Origin of the sequence: Thalassospira marina (genome assembly GCF_002844375.1) — a bacterium.
Lineage (GTDB): Bacteria > Pseudomonadota > Alphaproteobacteria > Rhodospirillales > Thalassospiraceae > Thalassospira > Thalassospira marina.
On sequence record NZ_CP024199.1, the window covers coordinates 455,512 to 481,729 of the forward strand.

Below are 26,218 nucleotides of genomic sequence, written 5' to 3' on the forward strand. Positions count from 1 at the left end.
TCGTCCATTTTGATCATTTGTTCAGGACATGAGCATTCACTCAATTTTCATATCCTTTGTCAACCGAATTCGATTGTGCGTTGCAACAGAAAAACCCGCGGCACGAGCCCGCGGGTTTTGGCTAGTTTATTGAATTTGAATAAGAAGTTTTTTCGATTTAGCGCAGCAAAGCTTTTGCTGTCGCTTCGTCGGTAACCAGCGATGTAATTAATTTTCCTGTCATCGCCCCGCGAATCGCAGAAACTTTCTTCGCGCCCTTGGCGACCGCAATTGTATTTTGCGCCGGATATTGCAGCGGGGCGCTGGTCACGCGGTTATTGACATCATGATCCAGGATCTGGCCGTTCCGATCAAAGGTCCAGCTGATCAGCTCGCCAATGCCGCCATGTTCCTGCAGGCTTTTAAGTTCGGCCGGGGTGATAAAGCCATCGACCAGAAGCGGGGCGTCATCGCCCATCTGGCCGATACCGACAAATTTGACATCTGCGCGCGCGGCAAGATGCAGGATATTGTCCATCGGGGCCTGTTCCTGCATCGGTTTGCGCTGTTCGGCCCGTGGCACGATAACAGGAATTGAAAGCGGGTAATGGGGCGCGCGGGTCAAATCGGCCAGTTCGGTTACGGCATCATAGAAACTTGCCGCACCATCGGTGGCAATGGTGCCCACCAGGGAAACGATTTTGTGGTGGCTGGCATCGATGCGCTGCACTTCATTGACCATGCCGCGCATGGCGCGCCCGGTGCCCAGTGCAATCACCTTGGGATCGGGGGATTGTAAAACACGTTCCAGCAGGCTTGCCGCTGCCTGGACAATGCCAAACATGGCATCGGGGGCGGCGGGGTCCGTCGGCACGACTTCGCATTGTTCAAGGCCGAACCTGTCGCGCAGGCGTGCAGCCAGTTCCATGCAATCGGCTATCGGGTGATCCAGGCGCACCTTTACCAGCCCTTCGCTGATGGCGGCCGAAACCAGGCGCTGTGCGGTCGGTCGGGAAACGCCAAGTTTGGTGGCGATTTCATCCTGCGTGTTGCCTGCGCAATAATACAGCCAGCCAGCACGGGCGGCTTCATCAAGGCGGGTTGCTTCTTTACGGGTACGTTTTACCATCCCTGTCTTCCGGTTTTTTCTTGTTGGGCAAATGCGCAGCGGGCCTGCGCTGTGGTTGTGCTCCGATCTTGTATGTCCGGCAGATCATGCCGGTGACCCCAAACGGAATATGGTGCCGTTTTTCCCACCACCTGCAACCGGTGGCAAAGCCAGACGGCAGGCAGGACCAGGCAGTGTGAAAACCGTCAATCCGATTGCGGCTTGGTTCAGTCCGGCTGACAGGCAATGACAGTTTCATTGCATTTTTGCAGGCGGGCTTTGATTTCCTCTAGCTCTTTTTAAGTGGTATGACCAGTCTCAATCACAGGAACGGCCATAAAACAACAGGGCCGCCCGAATGGGGCGGCCCTGGTTCGAAAATACCGGATCACAAAAAACGGTTATTTCTTCGGCAGGTAATCGGAAACCAGCAATTCAGCGATCTGAACCGCATTCAGGGCCGCACCCTTGCGCAGATTATCGCTGACACACCACAGCGACAGGGCGTTGGGAATGCTGGGGTCCTTGCGGATACGCGAAATGAAAACGCTGTCTTCGCCGGCAACTTCCTGCGGGGTGACATAACCTTCATCCTGGCGGTAATCGATTACGGAAATACCCGGAAATGCCTTAAGCGCCTTGCGGGCTTCTTCGACGGTGACGGGCATTTCAAATTCGATATTCACGGCTTCGCCGTGGCCAACAAAAACCGGCACCCGGACACAGGTGGCATGTACAGCCACATCCGGATCAAGGATTTTGCGGGTTTCGGCCGTCATTTTCCATTCTTCGCGGGTCGCGCCATCATCCATGAATTCATCGATATGCGGGATGACGTTAAAGGCGATCTGCTTGGTGAACTGTTCCTTGACGGGCGTGTCATTTACATAAATGCCGCGGGTCTGGTTAAACAGTTCGTCCATGGCGGCACGCCCGGCACCCGAAACCGACTGATAGGTCGATACCACCACGCGCTTGATCGGTTGGAGGTCGTGCAGCGGTTTAAGCGCCATGACCATCTGGATGGTCGAGCAGTTCGGGTTGGCGATAATGTTTTTCTTGGCGTATCCCGCCAGGGCATCGCCATTGACTTCGGGCACTACCAGGGGAATGCCCGGTTCCATGCGCCAGTAGCTGGAATTGTCGATGACAACACAGCCTGCTTCGGCGGCTTTGGGGGCAAGCGTTTTTGCCGTGCTGCCGCCTGCCGAAAACAGCGCGATATCAGCCTGGGAAAAATCAAAGCGGGCGGCGTCCTGTACGGTCAGGTCGTCATCGCCATAGGAAACGGTGCGGCCGATCGAACGTGAAGACGCCAGCGCAAAGACTTCCTCGGCGGGAAAATTGCGTTCAGCCAGTGTGTTGAGCATTTCGCGCCCGACATTGCCGGTGGCGCCAACAACGGCGATTTTGTAACCCATCAAGTGCCTCTTTCAGTTTTGGTCCGGACCGGGATGAGCCCCGAATGTGCCTTTAGACAATCGGATAGGATGCCCCTCGACCGACCGGTAAGCTGGGCGAGATGTAAGGCTTTCTGCGGCGTCGCGCAAGGAGAGTTCGGGTTTTTACTGCTTGTGATTGCAGTGAAATATGTCACTATATCTTACGGGGTTTGCAAAAAGACGGTTGATCTTTTGCAATTTTGGGGGTTGTCGCATTTCCGGCTTGAGAAGGACGGCTATGACGTACCCGATGACTTTGAACTGGACTGACAAGAAAGTCCTGGATTTCTTTCGCGAACATGTCACACGCGGCACGCTTGTTGTGCGCGTTAATGACCGCCACGAAGTTGCCCTTGGCGATGGGGGTGATCCCCGCGCAACCATGACGCTGCCAAACTGGACCGATGCTGTTAAAATGGCCCTGAGCCCGGACCCGGGTTTTGGTGAAGTCTATATGCAGGGCGGCATCAATGTTACTTCTGGCGAGCTTGAAGACCTGATTCGCGTTCTGCGCCTGAATTTTGATGGTGGCCATTCCAGCAGCAATTTTGGCCTGTTGATTGAAAAATTGCAGGCTTTCAAATTTCGCATCGCGCAATTCACCTCGGTCGAGGCGGCATCGCGCCGTGTGCGCCACCATTATGATATTGGCAATGACCTTTATACCCGCTTTCTGGATGCGGATATGCAGTATTCCTGCGCCTTCTGGGATGAGGGTGCGCGCGATCTGACTGAAGCCCAGCAGCATAAGATGCAACTGACGACGGATCGTCTGGAAATTACCGATCCCAACACGCGGGTTGTCGATATTGGCTGTGGCTGGGGCGGGTTAAGCCGCTTTATCCGCCGTACGACAGGGGCCGAAGTGCATGGCATTACCCTGTCGAACGAACAATATAACTGGGCACTGGAACGCAAGGCCGAACTGCCGGCCGATTTCCATGAGGGCCTGGATTATCACCTTCAGGATTACCGCGTTTTCGCCCGGGCCAACCATGACCGCTATGACCGTGTGGTTTCGGTGGGCATGTTTGAACATGTCGGGCGGCCGCAATTTAAAACCTATTTTGAACAGGTTGCCCGGTTGCTCAGGGCCGGGGGGCGGGCGGTGATTCATACCATCATCAAACCACGGCCCGAATTTACCTCGCCGTGGATTGATCGCTATATCTTTCCTGGCGGTTATATTCCGGCGGTGCATGAAGTGGTCGAGGCGGCGGAACATGCCGATCTTGATGTTGAGGCCTGCCATTTCCATCCGGGTGAAAACTATGCCCGGACCCTGATGGCGTGGCGCGATAATTTCCGCAAAATCCAGCACGAGCTGGACCCGGAAAAATACGACACCGAATTTAAACGGATGTGGGAATTTTACCTGGCGGGGTGCATCAATGCGTTTGACGTGCGCGAAGGCGGCGGCGGTATGCGTGTTGGCCAGTTTGTTTTTACCAAACCGGGTTACCGCCATAACTGATTTACTGGTATGATCTTCCGGCGGCAGGGGCTTGTTCCCCCTGCTGCTGGCAACGACCTTTTGAAGCAGTCATTTTTACAGTCATTGGTTTGCGTTTAACGCGACGACCCAGCAGGCCGCAAGAGCCTGTCCGCCGGGACACAGGGATGCAACCGGCCCTGGTAAACCCGGAAATGACCGGTTGATTTCCTTATCGGGAGGAAAACCATGCTGTATTCAGGCCCTGTTCACCCGCGCCGCGGTGTGGACGATTTTCTGTTTCCAACACAATCTGATGACGGACAAAGACCTGCCCATGTTGGTTCTGTTGCGCAATATGCGGCGGCACTGGCGGTGGTTGATCTTTCAAGTTGCGAACGTGACATGCTGCGCGCGCACCTTTATGCGCCCGATCACATCATTACCGGCATGGAGCTTGCCGGTGCTGCCGGGCATTTCGGGCCGCGCATCGGCCATAAAAAATATGGCCGGGTGGGCCGCAAAATTGCGCAGGCGGCCGGTTTGCCGCATTGCCAGGCCGATGTGAGCGATTATCTGGCCGCCATTTTTACCCTGGCCGAAGGAACGCAAATGGAAAGCGAGGACTGGCGCTGGGTGCTTCATCCATCGCTTGCTCATGCCCTGCGCCAATGCGGCTACGCCTGAGCAACAATCAGAAGCGACAAGCTGATTTCCGAAGGCAATGGCCATCTGGCCGTTGTCTTCGCCTGTGTCTGTTTCAGATTCAGAAAATGCGATTTTGCTGCGCGGTGGTTTGTTTGCTGGCGCGAGCAAATTGTTGTGTGTGGATGCGCTGGTTTGCTGCGGTTTTTATACCCCAAGCGGCTTAACCTGTTTTCGGTGAACTATCGCGCCGGGCATATTGACCGATTAATTTTGGGGAAAAATGCAGCATGGCTGTAACGCCGGGCCAGGCTGTTTCGTCCTGTTTTCAGAGAGTGATCCCACAACGGGAAAACTGGATGAAAACAGGAGACGGAAATGAGCCGTTTTGAATTTGCCAAAGCCAGCCCGGTGCTTTTCAAGGGCCTTTATCATGCATCGACCGTGTTTGAGACCAACAATACGCTGGCAAAAACGCTGGTCGAGATTGTCAAATGCCGGGTATCGCAGATGAATGCCTGTTCATTTTGCCTGCGTATGCACCGTGATGATTATCTGAAACATGGTGGCGAGCAGGACAAAATCGATATGCTGGCTGTTTGGCGCAATGCCAAGGATTTTAGCGTCGAAGAACGTGCCGCACTGGATTGGGCGGAAAAGCTGACATCGGCAGCAGATGCCGCGGCCATTGATGCCAGCTTTGAGGCACTGGGTAGCCATTTTAGTGAAGAGCAGATTTCGGAATTGACCACCGGTATTGCCCTGATCAATGCCTGGAACCGTTTGGGCATTGCCCAGCACCAGTTTGCCTGATTAAGGGCAACGGGTTTTCGGATGCTGGTGGATTGATGGCTGCGAACAGCCACCATTAAGAGGTAGCTATTCGCGCGATTGCCATTATCCTGCCCCAGCATGGCGATGGACGACCTTACATGATTATGCGGTGCAGGCTTTGGCCTGCGCCGTATTGTGCGTTTTGAATACGGGATAAATCACATGTCGACGGCGATTTTTGAACAGCAGCGCCCCCGTTTGTTTGCCCTGGCCTTTCGCCTGTTGGGCAGTTACGCCGATGCCGAAGATGCGGTTCAGGATGTGTGGCTGCGCTGGAGCAAAACGGACATCACCAGCCTGAACGACCCGACCGGGTGGCTGGTGCGGGTATGTTCAAACTTATGTCTTGATGTGTTGAAATCGGCCCGGCGGCGACGCGAAAATTATGTCGGGCAATGGTTGCCCGAACCCTGGGTAAACCCGTTTTCGCGCGAAAATGAAGACAGGCTGATTGACCAGGACCATTTATCGCAGGCCTATCTGGTGATGCTGGAGGCGCTAACCCCGCAGGAACGTATTGCCCTGGTGCTGCATGACGTTTTTGACTGGGACCATGCTGCGATTGCCGATGTATTGGGCAACCAGCCCAATAATGCGCGGCAGATCCTGTTTCGCGCACGCCGTAAAATGAGCGGCGTTACCACAAGTGACGATGAATTGGATGCGCTGGCGGCGGATGAAACGCCAGATATTTCGATGGAGGCATTGTCACATTCCAATGCCAATTCGATGCGTGGTAAGCGCCTGACGCGCGATGATCTGGCGGGATTTGTGGAAGCCCTGCAATCGGGCCGTGCAGACAGGATTGCCGCCCTGCTGGCACCGGGCGTGACCCTGCAGGGCGATGGCGGTGGCAAGGCCAGTGTGAATATCAATGTTCTGTTTGGTGCGGACCATGTTGCGCGCTTTTTTGAAGGTGTGTGGCGCAAGAATTTTGTAAATGCCGATATGCACATTCATGAAAGCGATGCTGAAAGCTGGGTGCTGTTTTCGGTTGATGGTGTGGTGCATACCGCAATCACAATTTCCCGGTCCGATGATGGTATCGAACGGGTGTTTGTGCATCGTAATCCCGACAAGCTGGCGGTATTTAACTGATTTTAAGTTATGTGGCGTTGTGACGCGAGGCTTTGGGCTTCTTTCCTCGTCAATGCGCAAGAAAAAGGCCGGGCATGTTCCCGGCCTTTGTGCATCGACGATCGTGCATCAGCTATTGGCTGATTTCGTCATTGGCGAGAATTTTAAGGCCAAAGGTTTCGGCCAGAACCGGCGGGGATGGCGGTACGCGGCTGTTCATAAACGTGGCGAAGGGTACTGGTTTTTCAGGCGACAGCGTAATTTTCAAATGCTGTGGTCTGGCAATCCAGTTGGCCAGTTGCTGCAATGAAGTGCCGAGCTGCCCGGTTTTGCCAAATTGTTGCTGGGCCTGCATGATGCTCATGCCTGCTGTTAGCTGTAACTGGTCAGTCGGGACACCGGTTTTCGCCGAAATCAGGCGCAAAATGGTCGGGACAAGGTTATCGCCATAAATTTCCAGCGAGGCGGCCTTTAACTGACCATGCTGCCCCAGGACTTCTGGCAGCAATTGTTCGGCCCGCAATACCGGAATGGACTGGATCTGCCCGACAATTTCGGGTGTGAAACCCGTAAAGGTCAGCGAAAGTTTGACCGTGCCAAAATCACGCAGGGTCAATTCATCAATGGCATATTGGTATTCGCCATTTTCGCGCGACCAGCGTTGATGGGCGTCCATATCCATTGTGACCTGTGAAAACTTCTTCAGGCCCAATGCATCAAGCAGTTGCGGGTCGCTGGCAACGTCGTCAGGCAGTTCAACGCTAAAGCCGCCAATATGCCCTGTCTGGGCACGGGCAACATCGGTTTCACCCTCGGCAATCGGGCCGATATCGCCCTGGGCGCCGCCAAGCTCGTCGATTGTGATGTGCAAATCCTGGACGCCGGAAATGCCCAGTTCCACCCCGGAAAACAGATAGGTCGAAAGATAATGCGGGCTGAAGGGAAAGCCCATTTTTCCCAGCGTCTGGTTTTCAAGGGCAGCAAGCTGTTCTTCGGGTGTTGTGCCGGTTTGGAAATATTTGGCGGCTGTTGCGATGTTTTTAAGGCTGACATCACGCAGCGTCATATTATCCAGGCCGAATTTCGCCGTGATGCCGGAATCACTGCCATGCACCGAAAAGCCGCGCGATGATATTTCGCCGATTTCCTGATTGCCAAGGTTTTGAACGGAAAACTGGTCCCAGCGAATTTCAGCTTCGGGGGTGGTGTAAAGCTGGTCTGAAAGTTCCAGCGAACCGACTTTCACCGTCTCAAAGGCAGCAAGCCAGCGGGCGAAATCGAATTTTTCGCCGGGTAGGGGGATCTGGTCGGGGTCGATGGCCTGGTCAAAATCGCTGATTTCAATACGGCCAATTTCAAAGGCACCCTGATTGCGCGGCAACCGCACACGCAGGCCATTAACACTGGCCTTTTCAAAGGACTGGTTGTTCAACCCGTCAATTAAAACGCCAGCAGCGGCCATGGCGGAATGGTCAGGCAATGACATGGTCAGATCGGCCAATGCCAGGTTTTTACACGATTCAGCCGAATTCCAGTTAAATTCGGTGGTATCGATCTGCTTAAGCAGGGTCATCGGCCCGGCACAATTGGCGAAAATGCTTTGCGCGATGCTGGCATTGCCAAATTCGGTACCGGCATCATAGGTCCAGGCACCGGTGGTAATGCCGCCAATATGGTCAAAGGCAATATCCTGAATATGGATTTCCTCGATCGTGCTGCTTTGATCAAGGAAAGTCTGTTTCAGGCTGGGGCTTTGAATGTCGCCAGCGGCAAAGGTTTCGGGCAGCCAGCTTGAGGGATCGGCACTGACATCGGCAAGATCGGCGCGATCAAAGGTAATGACGCGGCCATTGCTTTCGATTTTGGCATTGCGAAGCAGCATTTTGCCTGCCAGCGCGTCATGGGCCGGGTTAAATCCATAAACCGCGAGCCAGTCAATGCCGTTAAAGGTGACATTGCCTGCCTGATAAACCGTACCATCCATGCTGACGATTTTGACATCATCGGCCGTCATGGTGCCGCCAAACAGGGACATGTGGAAATTGGAAAATTCGCCGCGAATTTCAGATTGCGGATCGGTCAGGGCGCTGCGCAGGCTGTTTTCGGTATAAATGGGGGCCAGAAGGTGTAATCCGGCGCCAATGGCAGCCACGACAACGACGCTGCCAATGATAAATTTTGCGGTTTTGGCCATCTGCTCAAGCGATCCTTGTTCGTCGGTAAAAGCGTGATGCCAATATATCACGCGATACGTGCATTGCATGAGCCGATTGCGATTTTATGCGATTCTTATTCTCTACAGCAGGTTGAAATAAAATAAAAAGGCCGGGATTGGCTAAAATCCCGGCCTTTGCGATCTGATGGATCGTTTGTCTGATCAGACGAGCTTGTTCAGTTCGTTGATAACGGCTTCACCCATAACGGTGGTCGAAACCTTTGCCATGCCAGGCTGCATGATGTCTGCGGTGCGCAGGCCACCTTTCAGAACGTTCTGAACGGCGGTTTCGATCATGGTGGCGTCTTCGCCCATATCGAAGGAATAACGCAGCATCATTGCAAAGGACAGCAGGGTTGCCAGCGGGTTTGCAAGGTCCTGACCGGCGATATCCGGGGCGGAACCGTGTACCGGCTCGTAAAGGGCTTTGCGTGCGCCGGTTTCATCGGCGGCACCCAGCGATGCGGACGGCAGCATACCAAGGGAGCCGGTCAGCATGGCGGCACAATCGGACAGGATGTCGCCAAACATGTTGGTGGTAACCATCACGTCAAACTGTTTCGGGTTGCGAACCAGCTGCATGGATGCGTTATCGACATACATGTGGCTGACTTCGACTTCCGGGAATTCCTTGGCAACGCGTTCAACAACTTCGCGCCACAGAACGGTGGATTCCAGAACGTTGGCTTTATCAACCGAGCACAGGCGCTTGTTGCGCTTCATTGCCATGTCAAAGGCAACGCGGGCAATGCGTTCGACTTCGGGTTCGGAATAAACCAGGGTGTTGAAACCAAAACGTACGCCATCGCGTTCTTCAACGCCGCGCGGCTGGCCGAAATAGATGCCACCGGTCAGTTCACGCAGGATCATGATATCCAGACCCTTGACCACATCTTCCTTCAGGGTCGATGCGCCAACAAGGGCGTCAAATACCAGGGCCGGGCGCAGGTTGGCAAACAGGCCCATTTCCTTGCGGATTTTCAAAAGGCCGCGTTCCGGTTTGATATCAAACGGAAGGTTGTCCCATTTCGGACCACCAACAGCACCCAGCAGAACCGCATCGGCTGCCATGGCATCAGCCAGGGTTTCGTCGGTCAGCGGGTTGTTGTGGGCATCGATGGAGGCACCACCAATAAGGCCTTCGGTAACGTCAAAATTGATGTCACGCTTTTTTGCCATCCAGTCCATGACACGCTGGACCTGGCGCATGACTTCGGGGCCAATGCCGTCGCCCGGCAACATCAGGACTTTTTTGGTAATCGTCATTTTCTAACCTTCGCAAAGATAGTTCGGCGCGCAGGCGCGCCAGATATGCGGGAAATCGAAAAAGGGCGGCGCATATTGACGCCGCCCGAATTTTTACAGCGACAGCCAGGGCTGGGATGCTGCGCGCTGGGCTTCAAAGGTGGCAATGTCATCGGACTGCTGCAGGGTCAGGCCGATGTCATCCAGGCCATTGAGCAGGCAATGTTTGCGGAACGGTTCGACATCAAACTTGATGCAACCGCCATCCGGGCCGCTGATTTCCTGTTTTTCAAGGTCAACGGTGACGGTGGCGTTGGCACCGCGTTCGGCATCCGCCATCAGCTTGTCCACATCTTCCTGCGGCAATTTGATCGGCAGAATGCCGTTCTTGAAGCAGTTGTTATAGAAAATGTCGGCAAAGCTGGGCGCGATGATGCAGCGAATGCCAAAATCCAGCAGCGACCACGGGGCATGTTCGCGCGAGGAACCACAGCCGAAATTGGCACCGGTCACCAGAATTTTCGCATCGCGATATGCCGGCTGGTTGAGGACGAAATCAGAAATTTCGTTCCCATTGTCGTCATAACGCATTTCATCAAACAGGTTTTTACCCAGACCCGAACGTTTAATGGTCTTGAGGAACTGTTTGGGGATGATCATGTCGGTATCGACATTGAGCATCGGCAACGGTGCGGCCACACCAGTTAAAGTGTCAAACTTTTCCATTGTCTTATCCCTTATTCTCGGCATCCCACACCAGACCGAGTGCTTCGATCAGGTCTTCGGTGGCATCGATGTCATTGGCGACGAAATCGGGAAGGTTGATACCGGTGAGCTGGGGCAACAGGGTTTCAAGAACCATTGCCCGCCCGAAACGCGATACGCCTTCGTCCCGAATGATAAAGCCTTGTGCAGACATTACGGGGCCTTACACAATTTCGAGTTTGCGAACGTCAGCCAGATGACCGGTCACTGCAGCAGCAACAGCCATGGCCGGGCTCATCAGGTGCGTACGGCCGCCACGGCCCTGACGCCCTTCAAAGTTACGGTTCGAGGTCGATGCGCAACGCTCGCCCGGTTCCAGACGGTCCGGGTTCATTGCCAGGCACATAGAGCAGCCCGGTTCGCGCCATTCAAAACCGGCTTCGATAAAGATCTGGTGCAGACCTTCGGCTTCGGCCTGTTCCTTGACCAGGCCGGAACCCGGAACAACCATCGCATTGACATGACCGGCAACTTTGCGGCCCTTGGCAATAACGGCAGCAGCGCGCAAATCTTCGATACGGCCATTGGTGCACGAACCGATAAAGACGCGGTCAACCTTCACTTCTTCAAGCGGGGTGCCAGCAACCAGACCCATATATTCGAGCGAACGGGCGATGGCTTTTTTCTTGCCGGGATCGGTTACATCATCGGGGCCAGGGACAACGGCGCTGATCGGTGCGACGTCTTCCGGGCTGGTGCCCCAGGTAACCTGCGGGATGATGTCATTGGCATCAAGTTCGACAACTTTGTCGTAAACCGCGCCTTCGTCTGACGGCAGGGTCTTCCAGTATTCAACAGCCTGTTCGTAGGCAGCACCCTTCGGTGCCATCGGACGGCCCTTGATATATTCAAAGGTTTTTTCGTCCGGTGCGATCAGGCCGGCGCGTGCGCCGCCTTCGATCGACATGTTACAGACGGTCATACGACCTTCCATCGACAGCGAACGAATGGCCGAACCGGCATATTCGATCACATAACCGGTGCCGCCAGCCGTACCGATACGGCCGATAATGGCAAGGGTGATGTCCTTTGCCGTCACACCCGGATGCAGGTCGCCTTCAACCTTGACCAGCATGTTTTTGGCCGGTTTTTGAACCAGGGTCTGGGTTGCCAGAACATGTTCAACTTCGGAGGTGCCAATACCAAATGCCAGTGCGCCAAATGCGCCGTGGGTGGATGTGTGGGAATCGCCACAAACCATGGTCACGCCGGGCAGGGTAAAGCCTTCTTCCGGGCCGACAATGTGAACGATACCCTGACGCAGGTCATTCATCGGGAAATAATGGATGCCGGTGTCACGTGCGTTCTGGTCAAGGGTTTCAACCTGGATGCGGCTGTCTTCTTCCTTGATGCCTTCCGAACGGTCGGTGGTCGGCACGTTATGGTCGGGAACGGCCAGTGTCAGTTCCGGGTGACGGACCTTGCGGCCAGCATTGCGAAGGCCTTCAAAGGCCTGCGGGCTGGTAACCTCGTGAACGAGATGGCGGTCGATGTAAATAAGGCAGGTGCCGTCTTCCTGCTGATTGATTACATGGCTTGCCCAAATTTTGTCAAAAAGGGTTTTCGGGTTTCCCATTTCGACCTCCTCTCTTATCGAACCTGTATGCGGTAATGCAAAACGTAACGCGCGGGCAGGCGATGTGAATGATACCGGGTAAAGCAGGCCACCCGCAAAACGGGGTAGCAGGCAGTCGGGATGGCGTGAAACGCCCGTTCCTCCGGCGCAGCTTGGCGCTGCGAAATATTATTATTCAGAAACGCGTGCCCGGGGCTGTTTTTGCCGCGGGACTGTTTTTATACACCGCACTTTCCAAATCGCAAGCGCCGCTGCGGGTGTTTTTTTGATCAACAACACCTTTAAATAGAGTTGTTGAAAAAATGGCACCTATAAATAGCTAAAGCAGCACATTTACCGGGCTTTTGAAATTCATCAGGAATACCTGATATAGAAAAAAGTGATCGTTAAGCCCCAAGAAATCCGCCATTGCGTGAAAAAGCACCGAAAAAGTGCGATTCGCTATAATGCAACTTTAAAGGGTATTTGTTTCCTGCGGATCGCGGGTGGTTTGACGGACGGTGAAGATGCAGATGTTTATGAAGCGGCATGTTGTAAGGGCTGACAGGGCCAGCATCGCGCCGCAAAGATGATGACTCGTTTAGTGGGCACAGCCCGACGAAAACCCGCATAAAACCAGCGGCATTACGGGGAAACAGACACCGGTTATCCCGGCGCCATGGCATGGGCGACGCGGGCAGTGAGTGTATTTGAGGGAAGCGTCAACACACTCTATTGCATGGCTGCGTGGGGGAAAAACAACTTATGCGGGGCGCGTGCTGGGATAATAATAAGTCGCATTAACGGCCATGCCTTTTGTAAGGCACTGAAAAACCTCCAGAAGGCATGTCAAAAAAGGAGCAAGTTGTGGCTGCTGATCTAAAAAATTATTCAGGACAATATCGCCAGTTTGAAAATGAACGCACCCGCCCGGTGCGTGACCTGGTGGCGGCAATCCCGGCAGGGGATGTGAAACAGGCGATTGACCTGGGCTGCGGGCCGGGCAATTCAACCGAAGTGCTGCTGGCGCGGTATCCGCAGGCAACAATTGGCGGTGTTGATGCCTCGGCCGATATGATTGCATCTGCACGCACGCGTTTGCCACAGGTACAGTTTGATGTTGTTGATATCGCGGCCTGGGCGCCCGATGCCCAATATGATGTCATCCTTGCCAATGCATCGCTGCAATGGCTGCCCGATCATGAAACCCTGTTTCCCGATCTGCTTGGCAAAGTGACCCCGGGGGGACATTTTGCCGTTCAGATTCCCGATAACCTGGATGAACCTGCCCACAAACTTACCCGTGAAATTGCTGCGAACGGCCCATGGGCCGCAAAGCTTGCCGGTATCAAACGCACCCCACGCCTAAGTGCCAATCGCTATTACGAGGTGTTGGCCCCGCATTGCCGCCATATTGATATGTGGCGCACAACCTATTTCCATGTTTTGCAAGGCGGCAGTGATGCGGTGGTGGAATGGTTTAAGGGCAGTGCCCTGCGGCCTTTCCTTGCGGCCCTAAGCGGGGATGAACAGGAAGATTTCCTGACGCAATACCGTGAAGGCATCGCCCGACATTACCCGGCACTGGAAGATGGCACGGTATTACTGCCTTTCCCGCGCCTGTTCATGGTCGCAACCCGGCGTTAACGGGGTTGGGTGCCTGCGGTTATAAGGTGTTTTGGCCGGCCAAAGGGCTTTAAGACCCGCGCGCTATATAAGCCAGCCGGTTTTCCGCCAGACTATTTAATAGTGCAATTATGCCAAAACAAAACGGGCCCATCCGAAGATGAGCCCGTTTCGTATTTTTGCGATCCGGTTGCCCGGAAGCAAACTTATTTCTTGCGTTCAGCAGCGGTGAGCTTGCCTTTGTGACCGGTGGTCTGCTCGGCGATACGAGCGGATTTACCGGTACGACCACGCAGGTAGTACAGTTTCGCGCGGCGAACGTCGCCACGGCGAACGACTTCGATTTTGTCGATGGCCGGGGAGTAGTTCTGGAAAATACGCTCAACGCCTTCACCCGAAGCGATTTTACGCACGGTGAAAGAAGAGTTCAGGCCGCGGTTCTTACGGGCGATGCAAACGCCTTCGAACTGCTGGATACGCTCGCGCGTGCCTTCAACAACTTTGAGGTGGACACGGACGGTATCGCCAGCGTCGAATTCCGGCACGGCGCGCTTTTCGGAAATTTTATCGAGCTGATCTTTTTCGATCTGCTGGATGATTGCATTGGTCATGATTTAACCCTCTTTGCTGGGCCCGTGGCAACATACTGATCCCAAAGGTCAGGACGCCGTTCACGAGTGATTTCTTCTGCCTGGTCAAGCCGCCAGGCCTGTATCTTGGCATGATGCCCGGAAAGCAGAATTTCCGGCACTTCACGCCCGTTCCAATTGGCCGGGCGCGTGTAATGCGGATATTCCAGCAACCCGGTTTCGAAGCTTTCCTCGTCAGCAGAGGCTGAGGTATTCAGCACCCCGTCGATGAGGCGTACGCACGATTCAATCAGGACCATGGCCGGCAATTCGCCGCCCATAAGGATGTAGTCGCCAATGCTGATTTCCTCGACCTGGTGTTCATCCAGTACGCGCTGGTCGATACCTTCGTAACGACCGCACAACAGCATCACACCCGGTCCGGCTGCCAGTTCGCGGCAGCGTTTCTGGTTCAGCATTTTTCCCCGCGGGCTGAGATAAATCAGCGGTAATTCCGGTGCCGAAGCACGGAGTTCACGCAGGGCGGCATCGACGATATCGGGGCGCATGACCATTCCGGCCCCACCCCCGAAAGGATTATCGTCTACCGTGCGGTGGCGGTCGGTCGCATGGTCGCGAATGTCTTTGACATCAAGCGACCAGATCCCGTTTTCCAGCGCCTTGCCAGCCAGAGCCTGGCCGATGGCACCGGGAAACATTTCCGGGAACAGGGTTGCAACCTTGGCCTGCCACACGGGCATCCTTCAGGCCTCCTTTCCGCTGCCGGTCGCGGTTTCCGCGCCTGCCGCATCTGCGGTCACGGCTTCGGAGTCACGGTCGGCCTGGGTATTGTTGCGCGATTTGGACGCACGACGCGGGCGATTGCCCGGTCCGTCTTCTTCATGCAACAGCCCCTCGGGCGGATTAACCACCAGCTTGCGTTCGGACAAAATCACATCGGGAACAACCGCGCGGGTAAACGGCAACACGACGACTTTTCCACGGCTTTCTTCCAGGGCGATTTCGATAACATCGCCCGCCCCAAAATCAGCCACGCCGCGGACGGTCCCAAAAACGGATCCATCAACATGGATCGCTTTAAGGCCGACCAGATCGGCAAGATAGAATTCGTCTTCGGTATCCGTGTCCGGCAGGGCCGTCCGTGGAATGTGAAGCCGGGTTCCGCGCAGTCGCTCGGCACCGTCACGATCGTTCACGCCTTCGATCTTTGCGATCAACTGGTCACGAACATGGCCAACGGGCGACAGTTTGAATTTCTGTTTCCCTTTGGCATCGAATAACGGGCCATAGCCAACCAGATTATCCGGATCGACGGTATAGCTTTTGACGCGCACGGCACCACGAACCCCGTGTGGGGCCGTGATCATACCGATGCAGACAAAATCCACGTCGTTTTTGGATTTACGGTTCTCAGCCATGTCAGTTCACAATTACCTGGTATCTGATCAGATCGTACGATCAGCCAATTATTCGCTGGCAGCTTCTGCTTCAGCAGCGGCTTCGGCCGCAGCGGCAGCTTTTTCAGCCTTTTCACGAAGACGTTCCTGGGCTTTCGCCTTCGGAGCGGACTTCTGGGGCTGTTCGGTCGGTTTGAAGGCATCTGCCAGACCAGCTTTACCCAGGAAACGGGCAACGCGTTCGGTCGGCTGTGCGCCAACGCCGAGCCAATATTTAATGCGCTCTTCTTTGAAGGTAACGCGGTTTTCGGCTTCTTTCGGAAGCATCGGATCGTAGGTACCGACCTTCTCGATGAAGCTACCGTCGCGCGGAGCGCGAGCGTCAGCAACTACGATACGGTAGTACGGACGTTTCTTGGCACCGCCACGGGAGAGACGAATCTTGACAGCCATTCGGATAAGTTCCTTTCAGCTTGGGTTTAGTAGTCTTTACGTTACGGCCCCTGATGGGGCCAATTTGATCCGGTTCGAATGAACCATTAAGTCTGGTTCCTGCGAGACCGCATGATTTGGTTCTTTCGAACCGGGGGCCTGGTTATTTCTTTTTACCAAACCCCGGAAAGCCCGGCGGCAATCCACCGCCGCCCAATCCCGGAAGCTTCGGCATTCCGCCGCCAACCCCGGGAAAACCTTTGGGAAGCTGGAGGTCGCCAGCATCCCCGCCTTCCAGCATGGACGGATCCATCTGGGGCATTCCTTTGCCAAACAGTCCCTTTTTGCCCATTTTGCCGACCTTTTTGATCATGGTCGCCATGGTCTGGTACTGTTTGAGAAGCTTGTTCACGTCCTGAACGCTAAGCCCGCAACCAGCCGCAATACGTTTCTTGCGGGACGCCTTGATGAGGGCGGGGTTTTCGCGCTCTTTCGGGGTCATGGACTGGATGATGGCTTCCTGGTGTTTCAGGAGTTTCGGGTCGATCTTGGTCTGGGCCATCTGCTTTTTGATGGCACCCATGCCCGGCAGCATGCCCATGATGCCCGACAGATCACCCATTTTCTGAAGCTGTTTAAGCTGGGCGAGAAGGTCGTTCAGGTCGAACTGGCCCTTCTGCAGCTTCTTGGCCATCTTTTCAGCGTCTTCACGCTCGATGGTTTCGGCTGCGCGTTCAACAAGGCTGACAACGTCGCCCATGCCCAGGATGCGGCCAGCGATACGATCGGGATGGAAGGGTTCCATCTCGTCGATTTTTTCGCCAACACCCAGCATCTTGATCGGGCAGCCGGTAACCTGGCGCATCGACAGTGCCGCACCACCGCGTGCATCACCGTCAATACGGGTCAGGACGATACCGGTAATGCCAACCTTGTCGGCAAATTCCTTGGCGACATTGACCGAGTCCTGACCGGTCATTGCATCGGTGACCAGCAGGGTTTCCGTCGGGTTGACTGCATCACGGACCTGGGCGACTTCGCTCATCAGTTCCATGTCGATATGCAGGCGACCGGCGGTATCAAGGATCACGGCGTCAAAGCCTTCCTTGCGGCCCATATCCATGGCGCGTTTGGCAATCGCAACCGGCTTTTCACCAATGATGATCGGCAGGGCATGCAGGCCATTGGCATCGGCCAGAATTTTAAGCTGCTGCTGTGCTGCCGGACGGTAAATGTCGAGCGATGCCAGCAGGACTTTTTTGTTGCGCTTCTTGGTCAGATGCAGGGCGATCTTGGCAGAGCTGGTGGTTTTACCCGAACCCTGCAGACCAACCATCAGAATCGGAACCGGCGGGGTGGCGGCAAGATTGATATCTTCGCCTTCGCCCAGCATGTTTTTAAGTTCATCATGGACGATCTTGACGACCATCTGACCCGGCGTAACCGAACGCAGCACATCCTGGCCGACAGCGCGTTCCGTTGCGTTGGTGATGAATTCCTTGACGACAGGCAGGGCAACGTCAGCCTCAAGCAGGGCGACGCGAACTTCACGCATGGCTTCGCGGACGTCAGATTCCTTTAACGCACCGCGTTTACGCAGTTTGTCGAGAACGCCGCCAAGCCGATCGCTAAGTCCTTCAAACATCCCATATCCCGTCTGTTTGCTGGTGTTTCCACCGAGTGCGCACAAAAAAAATTTGCCCAGTGCTCGAAAACTCGAGGACTGGGGGAGTCATCGTATGGATGACCTCTGGTGAGGGGTGTTTAAGTGAGTACAGGGCAAGAGTCAAGCGCAAACCAAGGAAAAAGGCCCGGTTCCCGCGCTTTTTAATCGAATCGGACGGGCGTTTCGGGGCGGGATTGATTCTGCCCCGAAACATTTTCCATCCCTGGCAAAAACCGGCCTGAAAATAGGCTGTTATTCCATGCCGGGGCGGTCAGGGGTGATCGCTGCGGCAAAGGGTTTACGCCGGGCAGGTCGCACTTTGATGTCGTGCCGTGCCTTGTAACTGCGCGCAGCTTTGCCCGCTGCGCGGCAGGTTGGTGTGCGGATATTGCTTCAGGCGTCGCTGTTTGCCGGAATGATCGCCATATTATCGATCAGCCGGGCTTTGCCCAGGCGCGCAGCAACAAAAACCCGCGCCGGGCGGTCAATAACGCCATGCATCAATTCCAGATTTTCGGCATCGCGAATTTCCAGATAGTCGATCGGGGAAAAACCCGCAGATGCAATTTGTTGCCGCCCGGTTTCAAGCAGTGGTTCAATCGCATCACCACGACTTGCCCGGTCCGTGATCGAGGATAGAACCCGCGACAGCGTGGTGGCTGTTTCGCGTTCTTCCGGCGAGAGATAGCGGTTGCGCGACGACATCGCCAAGCCATCGGCCTCGCGATGGATGGGGCCACCAATGATTGAAACGGGAATATTCAGGTCGGTGACAAACCGTTTGATGACCATCAGTTGCTGGTAGTCCTTTTCGCCAAACAGGGCGTAATCGGGCATGGCCTGCAACAGAAGCTTGGTGACGATTTGCGCCATACCGTCAAAATGACCAGGGCGGGCTGCACCACACAGCATGTCGGTCAGATTATCGATATGCAGGCGGGTGGCAAAACCGGACGGATACATTTCCTCGACCGAGGGGGCAAAGCACAGCTCGACCCCGGCAGCATCAAGGATTTTCTGATCAGCCGGTAATGTGCGCGGGTAGGCTGCGAAATCTTCGGTCGGGCCAAACTGGGTCGGATTGACAAAAACACTGACAATCACCCGGTCTGCCTGTGTACGGGCCAGTTTGGTCAGGCTGATATGGCCTTCATGAAGGGCGCCCATGGTTGGCACAAGCGCAACTTTGAGGCCTTCTGCGCGCCACCGGGAAACCCTGGCGCGCAGATCGGCGACGGTGTGAACGGTAGTCAGGTTCATCTTCTGATATTCGCTTGTCTTATTTTACCGCGCGCAAATTGCCGGGTTTCGCCATGCCATAGCAATGTTCGTCAGCCGGGAAGCTGCGGTTTTTAACTTCGGCGGCATATTCGCCCGCTGCCTGTTCGACAAGGTCGCCAAGATTGGCATACCGTTTGACGAATTTTGGCGTGAAATCGGAAAACAGGCCCAGCATATCCTCGGTCACGAGGACCTGCCCGTCACAGGCAGGCGAGGCACCAATGCCAATGGTCGGAATGTCGATTTCGGCGGTAACAGTACGGGCAACCGCCTCGACCGTGCCTTCGATGACGACGGAAAAGGCACCGGCCGCGGCAACGGCCTTGGCATCTTCAAGCACGCGGGCAGCCGTGGCATCGTCCCGGCCCTGGGATTTGAAACCACCCAGGGTATTTACCTGCTGGGGCATCAGGCCGATATGGGCCATCACGGGCACGCCGCGCTGGGTCAGGAATGCGATGGTGTCGGCCAGTTCGGCGCCACCTTCAAGCTTGACGGCCGCACAGCCGGTTTCGGCCATGATATGCGCTGCGGTGCGAAAAGCCTGTTCCTTTGATTCCTGATAGCTGCCAAAGGGCAGGTCAATGACGACACAGGCGTGTTTGCTGCCACGCATCACGGCCTTGCCGTGATTGACCATCATATCAACGGTGACAGCAAGGGTCGTATCCATGCCATAGACAACCGTGCCGACGGAATCGCCGACCAGCAGCAGGTCGCAATAGGCGTCAAGGCGCTGCGCCATTGGTGTGGTATAGGCTGTCAGACAGACGATAGGCTCGCCACCCTTGCGGGCGCGCAGGGCGGGAACCGTGACCCGACCCTTTTTATTGGTGGTGGTGCTCATGACGTTTCTCCGCCGGTGTGACCGGGATGTGCAGCCCGGTCTTCGCCGGGCGGGCAGTCATGTTTACAATAGGATGACAGCAGGCGCGAAATATTTTTTCGCAGTTGCGTATGCACTTTGGTCGGGGGAGCATCCCGTTTGGCGGGCCATTTCGCGAAAGGCCCGCAATCCTAACGGGTTAAAGGCCTTCGGCCAGATCCTCAAGCATGTCCATGCCAATGGCTTCGATATGCTTGTTATCCTTAAGCGAGATGGTCGCTTCCTTGCGCAACTGGGTCAGAGTGCGCGAAACCGTTTCAATCGTCAGGCCAAGATAGTCGGCAATGTCCGAACGGCTCATCGGGACTTCGATGGCATCGGTATCAAGGCCGCGATGTTCCTGGCGGCGGGCCAGCATCAGCAGGAAGGATGCAACTTTTTCCTTCGCCGTTTTACGGCCCAAAAGCAGCATCTGGTCCTGGGCGGCGGCAAGTTCGTCAACAGCCATGCCCAGCATGCGTTTTTCCAGACGCGGAAATTCGTCAAACAGGCGTTCAAGCTTCTGGCGCGGGAAACGGCATGCCGTGACCGGCTCAATTGCTTCGGCAGTGTAGCTATAGCTTTGGTTCAGGGCCAGACCCAGGAAATCACCGGCAAAAAGGAAACCGGTAATCTGGCGGCGACCATCGCCCAGCAGCTTGTAAAGCTTTACCGAACCCGATGTGACATTGAACACATAATCGGCGTCTTCGGCTTCGTGGAAGATGGTGCTGTGGCTGTCATATTGAACATGGGTCAGCAACTGACGCAAACGGGTGTGTTCTTCGCCATGCAAAGCAGAGCAGAACGTAAGGTCCCGGATATCACAGGCCTCACAAAGCTGGGAACGAACCGCCATCTGTTTCTCCGAGACTGTACAATCTTCACGCGCACAAACTGGAATCACTTTAGACGATTGTCATGTAAGGTTTCAAGACAATCATGCATTGTTAATGCTTCGAATTTGCTTGCTTTTTTACAGCAGGGCCTTCGTCGTCATCAAACAGTATCCGGTTTGCGGCACCATCCATATCGTCGAATTGCCCGGACTTCAATGCCCATAAAAAGGCAGCAAGTCCCATCAGTCCCAAAAACAGGGCGATCGGGATTAAAAGCAGCAGATTGCTCATGGCTTTTTCTTCCAGTTAAGGCGCAGGGCATTGGCAATGACAACCAGCGAGGATGTCGACATCGCGATGGCTGCGATCAGGGGGGTAACCACCCCGGCAATGGCCAGTGGAATGGTGACAATGTTATAGGCAAATGACAATGTGAAGTTCTGGCGCACCAGCCGGTCTGCGGTTTTTGCTACATCCAGTGCCGTCATTACCGCGCCAAGCCTGTCACCCTGAAAAACGATATCGGCGGCATTCTGGCTGATTTCGGCGGCACTGGCGGGCGACATGGAGGCATGTGCCGCCGCAAGGGCCGGTGCATCATTGATGCCATCACCCACCATCAGGTCATGATAGCCATTTGTGCTGCGCTGTTTGACGACATCAACCTTCTGTGCCGGTGACAGGCCCGCCTGCCAGTCATGGATTTCAAGTTCCGTGGCAAGCTGGCGTACATTTTCCGCGCGGTCCCCCGAAAGCAGGCGCGTGGGCAGGCCCGCCCTGTGCAGGCTGGCAATGGTGGATGCGGCATCGGGGCGGGGCAGGTCGCGAAAACCAAAACGAACTGCCGATTTTCCCGGTTCGGCCAGCCACATTTCCGGCCCGGCAACATCACTGGCAGGGATTACCGCATGGTTGGCACCGCAAAATTCGCGGCTGCCCAGCCGGATTTCACCGGTTGGCCCCATCATGGACAGGCCCTGACCGGGATGTTCGCGCACGCGGGCGGCAACAACCGTGTCGCCAACCGCGCGCACCAGCGCCTTTGACAGCGGGTGGGAACTGTTTGCCGCCATTGATGCAGCAAGCTTCAGCGAGTTCGCATCCGGTGTGCTGACAAGTTCGGGGCGGCCGGTGGTCAGGGTGCCGGTTTTATCGAAAATAACACCGTCAATTTTGGTTAACCGTTCCAGCGCCGTTGCCGATTTGACCAGAATACCCGCCTTTAACAGCCGCCCGGTTGCCAGCACCTGAACAACCGGCACCGCAAGGGCAAGAGCACAGGGGCAGGTGACAATCAGAACGGCAATTGCATTCATCAGGGCGTCCTGCCAGTTGGCCCCGGCAAGCAGCCACCAGCCGATGAATGTGATGGCCGCCAGGCTATGGACCACCGGGGCATAGGCACGTGCAACCCGGTCCGCCAGTGCAACATATTTGGCGCGGCCCTGTTCGGCATTTTCCATCAGCCGGACGATTTCGGCGAGCAAGGTTGAATCCCCTGTCGCGGTAATTTTAACCCGGATCGCGGCTGAGAGGTTCATGGTGCCGGCAAAAACGCGGCTGCCCACTGTAACCGGGCTTGGCAGGCTTTCGCCGCTAATCACGCTGGTATCAATATCGGACTGGCCATCGATGATATCCCCGTCAATGCCAACCCGTTCACCGGCCGCCACCAGCACCACCATGCCCGGTATTGCCTTTTCCGGGGCCAGCAATTTGCGGGTGCCATCCTCGGCAATCACGGTGATGGAGCGGGCACGCAATGTCAGCATATGTTCGGCGGCGGATCGCGCCTGGCTGCGGGCGCGGCCATCCAGATACCGGCCAATCAGCAAAAAGAACAAAAGCGTAATGGCGGAATCAAAATAGGCGTGTTCGGCCCCGCGCATGGTTTCAAACAGGCTCATGCCTAGGGCCAGCAAAACAGCCAGCGTGATGGGCACATCCATATTCACGCGCCCGTGGCGCAATGCCCCCAGGGCTGAGCGGAAAAATGGCCGCCCGGCATAGGCCACGGCGGGCACCGCAATCAGGGCGGAAAGCCAGTGAAACAGGTCGCGGGTAAATTCGCCCATCCCCTGGATATATCCCGCCCATATCGACACCGATAACAGCATCACATTGCCTGCGGCAAAGCCCGCCACGGCAAGGCAGCGCAGTAGTTCGCGGTTGCGCTGGTCGGTGGCGCGTTCAAGGGTTGCCGGGTCATAGGGGATCAGGCGGTAACCCATCTGGAAAACCGGGGCGATCAGGTGCGTGATATCGGCCGTATCACCCTGCCATTCCAGATGCAGGCGGCGGGTTGTCATATTGACGCGCGCATGGCTGACGCTGGGCTGTTTTTGCAAAATGCTTTCAATCAGCCAGACGCAGGCCGCGCAATGCAGCCCGTCAATCATCATATCAAGGCGGCACAGGCCATCCTGGCCCGTGCTGACAAGATCGGTGAAATCAAACGCGCCAAGCCCTTCTTCCTCGGGTTTTAGCGCGCGGATATTGGGATCAACACTGCGCCGCGCATAATAGGACTGAAGGCCCAGATCATTGATCAGGGCATAGGCACCTTCGCAGCCATGGCAGCAAAAGTCGGGTCCTGCCGGCGAGCTGGCTGTTACCGGCTCGCCACAATGGCGGCAGGCGGTAATGGCGTTCATTGTTTAATCAGTACGTCCTCGACGACCTGATAGTCGTGGTTCTGTGCATGGGCAACGATACGCAGTTTCCAGTTGCCATAAACCGGGACGCTAGCACGCGTGCGATATTCGCCGGGGCTGACTTCGTTCAGCATGATTTTTTCATCAACGTCGTCACGGTCGTTACGCATCAGCACCGCTTCCATCTTTGCGCCTGAAATCGGCTGCTGGGCCTTGTCACGGAACAGAACGGTGATGGTGGCTTCGTTGTTGATGATGCCTTCAACGCTGACCTTGGTGCGCCAGCCCAGATCGGACTGGGCTTTGGCATCGGCGATGGCTTCGTTGTAATTGTTGCCATCTTCAAAGGCATGATCGCTGACAAGCCCGACCCAACTGGTCTGGGAAAATACGATCAGGCAGACATTGGCAAACAGCATGATGGCGAAACCGCCAACGAAATACCAGGGAATCAACCGGTCCGATTTGCGCGGGCCCGTAGAAGCCGGGATCGAGTTTTGAGTGGTTGTTGTGGTCATTTCGAGGGCCCTTCTGGCGGGCCGGTCCGTTATTTTTTCGGACCGGCAAAGATGGTGTCGTGGGTTTCGGAAACGCCCGAATCAGTGTTGGTGACAATGAAGTCAATCGGTGTGGCATCACTTTGCAGGCTTGAAGGATCTGCTGCAATGAAAACCCGATAGCTCCCAACCTGGTCCGGTGCAACGGTCAGTGCAAACTTGCCATCGGCTTTTGGCTTCTGGCCGATAATCTGGAAGTCGGTGGCATTTACACCCGAAAGATCAAGGATATAGGTCTGCTGGCTTTGCTGTTTGTTCAAAACTTTCAGCGTATAGCCATTGCGCACATCCCCACTGGAAAGCGGCACAAATAGCGGGTTGCGGTCGCGCAGGACATTGACTTCCATGGTCGTGCGGTTCAGCAGGCCAAACAGCATGACCGCGCCAACCAGTGCCAGAATGAGGGTGTAGAAAATGGTGCGCGGGCGGACAATGCGAACCTTGGTGGCCTGGCCATGTGCGCGCAGTTGCGAATTCTGGACAGAGTCAAACCGGATCAGATCACGCGGGAATTCGACCTTTTCCATCATTTCGTTACAGGCATCGATGCAAAGACCACAGCCGATGCATTCAAGCTGCAGGCCATGGCGGATATCAATGCCGGTCGGGCAGACATTCACACAGGCGCGGCAGTCAATGCAGTGGCCGACTTCGGGGACTTCGCCGCGCACCAGGTTTTTGCGTTTGATCGGCCCGCGCGGTTCGCCGCGCCATGATTCGTAGGTAACGATCATGGATTCATCATCAAGCATGGCAGACTGGAAACGCGGCCACGGGCACATATAGGTGCAAACCTGTTCACGCGCCCAACCCGCCAGCAGGTAGGTTGAAAAGGTCAGGAAGGCCATGGTGATGTAAACCGACATGCTGGCCTGACCGGTGAAAATATCAACCACCACGGTCGGCGCGTCGTTGAAATACAGCACAAAGGCACCACCGGTCAGAAGCGAAATTCCGACCCAGGCCAGGTGTGTCGCCCCGATTTTCCAGACCTTTTCAAGGCTCCAGGGGGCTTTGTCCAGGCGCATGCGGGCGTTGCGGTCGCCCTGGATGTGGCGTTCGACCAGCATGAACAGGTCGGTCCATACGGTTTGCGGGCAGGCATAACCGCACCAGATACGACCAAAAAGCGATGTCGCCAGGAACAGGCCAATGGCAGCCATGATCAGGATGCCGGTGATGTAATAAACTTCCTGCGGCCAGATTTCGATAAAGAAGAAATAGGCACGGCCCAGGTCCATATCGATCAGAACTGCCTGATGCGGGGCCGAAGGCCCACGGTCCCAGCGCAGCCAGGGCACAACCCAGTAAACCGCCAGCAGCGTGATCAGGGCAAACCATTTCAGGTTCCGGAAATGGCCGGAAACGCGTTTCGGATAGACCTTCTCGCGGTCCTTATAAAGGGGGATGTCGTCCTCAAGCGGCGCATCGTCGTTTTGCGGCGTCATCTTTTGCGGATCTGATGATTGAGTACGAGACAATTCCATGATCGGGACCTGACCATTCGCCGTGCGATACAGTCCGGCTGCTCTCTCATGCGGGTTGTGGGGCAACCTGCCAGCCGGTTTTCTGCGGGGTTCTGCCGGGTCGGCACGCTCGGCCAGACAGACTTGGGATAATTCAAATCCCGCAGGCAAAATATTGGAAACTGGTCTTGCTGTTCCATGACACAAATCAATTTTCGGCCATCATGGCTTGCGCGGCGCTTTGCGCATGGCCGCAAGAAACGGCGAAAAATCATTCGTCAAAACGCGGTCGGGCGGGGGAGGTGGCAGGCAAGTGCTTGATGTGCCTCATTTTTATATTCAAAAAACGTAATAAAAAGCCGGGTTTGAAAACCGGGCAACGTGATTTGGCTGTGTGGATGGCTTTTAAATTTTATAATTTTTTTGCGAAAAGGATCACTGAAAGCCGCGAAAAACGGGGGATTTTTGATGCCGGAAAGGGGTGATTTTGCCGTACAATATGCATACAAATCAGCCTCGAAATGCAGGGCATTTGCAATCAGCCGTGA

At 55.4% G+C, this 26,218-nt stretch carries 25 protein-coding genes; 6 read left to right on the top strand and 19 right to left on the bottom strand.

Annotation, left to right across the window (positions count from 1 at the left end):
* Nucleotides 1–157: 157 nt before the first annotated feature.
* Both CSC3H3_RS01975 and CSC3H3_RS01980 read right to left on the bottom strand, forming a co-directional pair.
* Entirely contained in the window at nt 158–1,108 is a 951-nt protein-coding gene (locus CSC3H3_RS01975) for a sugar-binding transcriptional regulator (RefSeq protein WP_101270093.1), read from the bottom strand.
* Between the two features lie 380 nt (nt 1,109–1,488).
* A complete protein-coding gene (locus tag CSC3H3_RS01980) occupies nt 1,489–2,508 on the bottom strand; it encodes an aspartate-semialdehyde dehydrogenase (RefSeq protein WP_101283369.1) in 1,020 nt (339 codons plus the stop codon).
* Between the two features lie 259 nt (nt 2,509–2,767).
* Between CSC3H3_RS01980 and CSC3H3_RS01990 the strand changes: the two genes are divergently transcribed.
* From CSC3H3_RS01990 to CSC3H3_RS02005, 4 genes are all read left to right on the top strand, one after another.
* Nucleotides 2,768–4,003, top strand: a complete 1,236-nt coding sequence (locus CSC3H3_RS01990; RefSeq protein WP_245881234.1) for a class I SAM-dependent methyltransferase — start codon at nt 2,768–2,770, stop codon at nt 4,001–4,003.
* A gap of 207 nt (nt 4,004–4,210) precedes the next feature.
* Nucleotides 4,211–4,648 (top strand): hypothetical protein, encoded by a 438-nt coding sequence (locus CSC3H3_RS01995; RefSeq protein ID WP_101283373.1) that lies wholly within the window; start codon nt 4,211–4,213, stop codon nt 4,646–4,648.
* Nucleotides 4,649–4,984: 336 nt separating this feature from the next.
* The gene (locus tag CSC3H3_RS02000) at nt 4,985–5,419 is read left to right on the top strand and encodes a carboxymuconolactone decarboxylase family protein (protein ID WP_101283375.1); all 435 of its coding nucleotides are present in this window, start codon (nt 4,985–4,987) and stop codon (nt 5,417–5,419) included.
* 183 nt (nt 5,420–5,602) lie between these two features.
* Complete coding sequence (locus tag CSC3H3_RS02005; protein WP_101283377.1) at nt 5,603–6,538, top strand: sigma-70 family RNA polymerase sigma factor; 936 nt, start codon at nt 5,603–5,605, stop codon at nt 6,536–6,538.
* 112 nt (nt 6,539–6,650) lie between these two features.
* Here the strand turns inward: CSC3H3_RS02005 and CSC3H3_RS02010 are convergent, their stop codons facing one another.
* From CSC3H3_RS02010 to leuC, 5 genes are all read right to left on the bottom strand, one after another.
* A complete protein-coding gene (locus CSC3H3_RS02010) occupies nt 6,651–8,711 on the bottom strand; it encodes a hypothetical protein (protein WP_101283379.1) in 2,061 nt (686 codons plus the stop codon).
* Between the two features lie 183 nt (nt 8,712–8,894).
* Nucleotides 8,895–9,998 (bottom strand): 3-isopropylmalate dehydrogenase, encoded by a 1,104-nt coding sequence (gene leuB, locus CSC3H3_RS02015; RefSeq protein WP_101283381.1) that lies wholly within the window; start codon nt 9,996–9,998, stop codon nt 8,895–8,897.
* Nucleotides 9,999–10,091: 93 nt separating this feature from the next.
* Entirely contained in the window at nt 10,092–10,703 is a 612-nt protein-coding gene (gene leuD, locus CSC3H3_RS02020) for a 3-isopropylmalate dehydratase small subunit (protein WP_101270107.1), read from the bottom strand.
* A gap of 4 nt (nt 10,704–10,707) precedes the next feature.
* Nucleotides 10,708–10,896, bottom strand: coding sequence for a hypothetical protein (locus CSC3H3_RS02025; RefSeq protein WP_101270108.1), 189 nt, complete (start codon nt 10,894–10,896; stop codon nt 10,708–10,710).
* Nucleotides 10,897–10,905: 9 nt separating this feature from the next.
* Nucleotides 10,906–12,318 (bottom strand): 3-isopropylmalate dehydratase large subunit, encoded by a 1,413-nt coding sequence (gene leuC / locus CSC3H3_RS02030; RefSeq protein WP_101283383.1) that lies wholly within the window; start codon nt 12,316–12,318, stop codon nt 10,906–10,908.
* Nucleotides 12,319–13,164: 846 nt separating this feature from the next.
* Here leuC and tam point away from each other — a divergent pair.
* Nucleotides 13,165–13,944, top strand: a complete 780-nt coding sequence (tam, locus tag CSC3H3_RS02040; protein WP_245881235.1) for a trans-aconitate 2-methyltransferase — start codon at nt 13,165–13,167, stop codon at nt 13,942–13,944.
* A 185-nt stretch (nt 13,945–14,129) separates the two neighbouring features.
* Here the strand turns inward: tam and rplS are convergent, their stop codons facing one another.
* The 12 genes from rplS to ccoG form a co-directional block, all read right to left on the bottom strand.
* Nucleotides 14,130–14,534 carry a 50S ribosomal protein L19 gene (gene rplS, locus CSC3H3_RS02045; protein WP_101270116.1) on the bottom strand — a complete coding sequence of 135 codons (405 nt, stop codon included), beginning with the start codon at nt 14,532–14,534 and terminating at the stop codon, nt 14,130–14,132.
* Complete coding sequence (trmD, locus tag CSC3H3_RS02050; protein ID WP_101270118.1) at nt 14,531–15,253, bottom strand: tRNA (guanosine(37)-N1)-methyltransferase TrmD; 723 nt, start codon at nt 15,251–15,253, stop codon at nt 14,531–14,533. Before trmD ends, rplS begins: the two co-directional genes overlap by 4 nt.
* A 3-nt stretch (nt 15,254–15,256) precedes the next feature.
* Nucleotides 15,257–15,931: a ribosome maturation factor RimM gene (gene rimM, locus CSC3H3_RS02055; protein WP_101270119.1), complete on the bottom strand. Its 675-nt coding sequence runs from the start codon at nt 15,929–15,931 to the stop codon at nt 15,257–15,259.
* A 48-nt stretch (nt 15,932–15,979) separates the two neighbouring features.
* The gene (gene rpsP, locus CSC3H3_RS02060) at nt 15,980–16,363 is read right to left on the bottom strand and encodes a 30S ribosomal protein S16 (RefSeq protein ID WP_101270121.1); all 384 of its coding nucleotides are present in this window, start codon (nt 16,361–16,363) and stop codon (nt 15,980–15,982) included.
* Nucleotides 16,364–16,505: 142 nt separating this feature from the next.
* Nucleotides 16,506–17,987 (bottom strand): signal recognition particle protein, encoded by a 1,482-nt coding sequence (gene ffh, locus CSC3H3_RS02065; protein WP_101283389.1) that lies wholly within the window; start codon nt 17,985–17,987, stop codon nt 16,506–16,508.
* 414 nt (nt 17,988–18,401) lie between these two features.
* A complete protein-coding gene (gene panC, locus CSC3H3_RS02075) occupies nt 18,402–19,268 on the bottom strand; it encodes a pantoate--beta-alanine ligase (RefSeq protein ID WP_101283393.1) in 867 nt (288 codons plus the stop codon).
* Nucleotides 19,269–19,287: 19 nt separating this feature from the next.
* Nucleotides 19,288–20,136, bottom strand: a complete 849-nt coding sequence (panB, locus tag CSC3H3_RS02080) for a 3-methyl-2-oxobutanoate hydroxymethyltransferase (protein WP_101270127.1) — start codon at nt 20,134–20,136, stop codon at nt 19,288–19,290.
* Nucleotides 20,137–20,314: 178 nt separating this feature from the next.
* Nucleotides 20,315–21,013 (bottom strand): cyclic nucleotide-binding domain-containing protein, encoded by a 699-nt coding sequence (locus CSC3H3_RS02085; protein WP_101270128.1) that lies wholly within the window; start codon nt 21,011–21,013, stop codon nt 20,315–20,317.
* A 91-nt stretch (nt 21,014–21,104) separates the two neighbouring features.
* On the bottom strand, nt 21,105–21,284 hold the full coding sequence (gene ccoS, locus CSC3H3_RS02090) for a cbb3-type cytochrome oxidase assembly protein CcoS (protein ID WP_101270130.1): 180 nt from the start codon (nt 21,282–21,284) through the stop codon (nt 21,105–21,107).
* Nucleotides 21,281–23,647, bottom strand: a complete 2,367-nt coding sequence (locus tag CSC3H3_RS02095) for a heavy metal translocating P-type ATPase (RefSeq protein ID WP_101283395.1) — start codon at nt 23,645–23,647, stop codon at nt 21,281–21,283. Before CSC3H3_RS02095 ends, ccoS begins: the two co-directional genes overlap by 4 nt.
* Nucleotides 23,644–24,165, bottom strand: a complete 522-nt coding sequence (locus tag CSC3H3_RS02100) for a FixH family protein (RefSeq protein ID WP_101270133.1) — start codon at nt 24,163–24,165, stop codon at nt 23,644–23,646. Before CSC3H3_RS02100 ends, CSC3H3_RS02095 begins: the two co-directional genes overlap by 4 nt.
* A 29-nt stretch (nt 24,166–24,194) precedes the next feature.
* The gene (gene ccoG, locus CSC3H3_RS02105) at nt 24,195–25,652 is read right to left on the bottom strand and encodes a cytochrome c oxidase accessory protein CcoG (RefSeq protein WP_245881236.1); all 1,458 of its coding nucleotides are present in this window, start codon (nt 25,650–25,652) and stop codon (nt 24,195–24,197) included.
* A 206-nt stretch (nt 25,653–25,858) separates the two neighbouring features.
* Here ccoG and CSC3H3_RS02110 point away from each other — a divergent pair, with 206 nt between their 5' ends.
* Nucleotides 25,859–26,155 (top strand): hypothetical protein, encoded by a 297-nt coding sequence (locus CSC3H3_RS02110; protein WP_101283399.1) that lies wholly within the window; start codon nt 25,859–25,861, stop codon nt 26,153–26,155.
* Nucleotides 26,156–26,218: the final 63 nt, after the last annotated feature.